The organism is Psychrobacter sp. 1U2 (genome assembly GCF_051847575.1).
Genome location: NZ_JBPYDC010000834.1, coordinates 1 through 812, shown reverse-complemented (window position 1 = coordinate 812; position 812 = coordinate 1). Strand labels below are relative to the sequence as shown.

At 41.9% G+C, this 812-nt stretch carries 1 protein-coding gene; it reads left to right on the top strand.

Annotated features, from left to right (window positions below; translation table 11 throughout):
- On the top strand, positions 1–611 hold a 611-nt coding region (locus ACS8FD_RS19020), incomplete at its 5' end, for an RNA polymerase factor sigma-32 (protein ID WP_439277008.1).
- Positions 612–812 lie beyond the last annotated feature (201 nt).

The window sequence follows — 812 nt, the reverse complement described above, 5'->3', positions numbered from 1 at the left end:
CGGTTAAACGTTTTGATCCTAATAAAGGCGTACGTTTGGTATCCTTCGCGGTGCATTGGATTAAAGCTGAAATCCATGAATTTGTAATTCGTAACTGGCGTATCGTTAAAGTTGCCACTACAAAAGCCCATCGTAAATTATTCTTTAATTTACGTAGTCTAAAAAAGACCAATAATCAGCTGACGCTAGAAGAAGCGGATGCTATCGCAAAAGACTTGAATGTCACACGCAAGCAAGTGCTAGAGATGGAGTCACGTCTGACGTCTTACGACGCCTCGTTTGAGACCCAATCAAGTGACGATGATGATGGACGTTATGCGCCGCAGTTGTTTTTAGAAGATGGTATTGATCCTGCTGAGATGATAGAGGAGTCTGATTGGGAAGAAAGTAACTCATCAGCATTGATTGCAGCGATGGATACCTTAGATGACCGCTCGCGCGATATCGTCGAGCAGCGTTGGCTGACAGAGCAAAAGTCTACCTTGCATGAGCTGGCTGCCGTCTACTCTATCTCAGCGGAACGGGTACGTCAGATTGAAAAAAATGCCATGGATAAAATTCGTGATGCAATGACTATTGAAAGCGTCATTTTGCCTGATGACATTCAATAACCATATTGTCTGATATAAAAATTGAGCTCATAAGATAATATTCAATCAATAGTCAGATATAATTTTAATAGTCTAAACGTATTACTTATAATAAGTGTGGTCGCATGGTGAATTGGATAAGTGTTGCAGCGATAAATCTCGCTATCGCTGTCGGTCTAGGCGCGTTTGGAGCGCATGCTATCAAAAGCATGGTGAATGCAC